The 1,715-nt window shown below is 73.5% G+C and carries 1 protein-coding gene and 1 pseudogene; both read left to right on the top strand.

What is annotated here, in order from left to right:
* Positions 1 to 670, top strand: a 670-nt coding sequence (locus AC2W7C_RS17555; protein ID WP_486002519.1) for an ankyrin repeat domain-containing protein, incomplete at its 5' end; no start/stop codon positions are given.
* Positions 671 to 1,224: 554 nt separating this feature from the next.
* Positions 1,225 to 1,715, top strand: a pseudogene (locus AC2W7C_RS17550) (GMC family oxidoreductase); the annotation flags it as partial.

Here is a 1,715-nt window from a genome sequence, read left to right as displayed (position 1 = left end):
GCCTGGGGCCTTCCAGCCGGCGAGCCAGGCGCCGTCCTCCGAAGCGGGCCGGGAGGTCTCGGCCTCGACCCGCGATCTGCTGCAAGCGATCGAGGCGGGCGATCATCCCCGCGCCGCCGCCCTGATCGCGGCCGGGGCCGACGTCGACGGCTGGTCCCTGGGCGACGGCTCCCCGCTGATCCTGGCGGCCAAGGGCGGTCAGATCGAACTGGCCCGTCTTCTGCTGGACGCCGGCGCCGATCCGGATCAGATCGTGCCGGGCGAGGGCGCCCCGCTGATCGTGGCCGCCGGCAACGGCGACCTGGCCATGGCCCGCCTGCTGCTGGAGCGTAGCGCCAGTCCGAACGTCGCGGTCGAGGGCGACGGCAATCCGCTGATCGCCGCCGCCGCCGGCGGCCACCTGGCCGTGACAGACCTGCTGCTGGCGTCCGGCGCCCGGGTCGACGCCGTGGTGCGCAACGACGAGACCGCCCTGATCACCGCCGCGCGTTTCGGCCATCTGCCCGTCGTCCGACGACTGGTCGAACAGGGGGCGGACGTGAACCTGGCCGTGCTGGCGCCCCGCGCGCCGCCCTATCCCGACGAGATGCGGTCCCCGCTGGGCATGGCCAGGCGCGCGGGTCGGGCCGACATCGTCGACTATCTGAGGGCCCACGGCGCCCGCGCCTGACCCACGCCTGACAACCGAACACCCCACAACGGAGAAGGCCATGCCTGTCACCGATGCTCGAACCTTGCCCGAAGGCAGCCTGATCGAGGCCGACATCGTCATCGTCGGCGGCGGCATGGCCGGCCTGACCATCGCCTACGAGTTCATGGGAACCGCGACCCGCGTCGTCATCCTGGAAAGCGGCGGGCCCGAGCCGGACCCGGAGATCCAGGGCCTCTACGACGGCGCGGGGACCATGTCCGGCCCCGGCGAACCGGACCGGCCGATGGACGCCTATCTGCGCCAGTCCCGCGTCCGCGCGCTGGGCGGCTCGGGCCATGTCTGGGGCGGCAAATGCGGTCCGCTGGACCCTGTCGACTTCTCGCCCCGCCCTCACGTCGCCCTCAGCGGCTGGCCTTTCGGCCGCCATCACCTCAAGCCCTTCTACGACCGCGCCTGCGATCGCCTGAAGCTGCCCCGCTTTCCGGTCGACAGCGGCCCGCCGGACGGTGCGACCCTTCCCTCGATCACCTCGGCCGACGGCGCTGCGGGATTCGCCGCGCGCCTACAGCCCGGTGACCGGCCGGTTCAATCCGCCGGAGTTCGCCGCCTTCCGCGACGGCGCCGGCCAGGCGCCCAACATCCACGTCCACACCCATGCCAACGTAACCGACATCCGGCTGGCCGCCGACGGCTCCGTGGACCGCCTGGAGGTTCGCTGCCTGACCGGAACCCGTCATGTCGCCCGCGCCCGCCGCTACGTCCTGGCCACCGGGGGCGTCGAGAACGCCCGCCTGCTCCTGGCCTCCCGGTCCGATCGGCCGGCGGGCGTCGGCAACGCCTCGGGCTGGGTCGGGCGCTGCTTCCAGGGACACGTCACGATCACCACCGGCGAGAGCGATCCCCGGGGCGACGCCGAGATCGCCCTGACCACCCGGGCCGACGCCGCCCTCTACGACAACGGCGCGCGGGACAGGCCCCACGCCGTCCTGGTCCTGGATCCCGCCGTCCAGGACCGGCTGGGCGCGGGCAACTGCACCCTGACCCTGGACGTCCGGGCCAAGCC

It is taken from the genome of Brevundimonas sp. CURTG3B2_SDJG, from assembly GCF_057364705.1.
The sequence above is the reverse complement of the archived record's forward strand: the minus strand, read 5'-3'. Positions and strand labels throughout refer to the sequence as shown.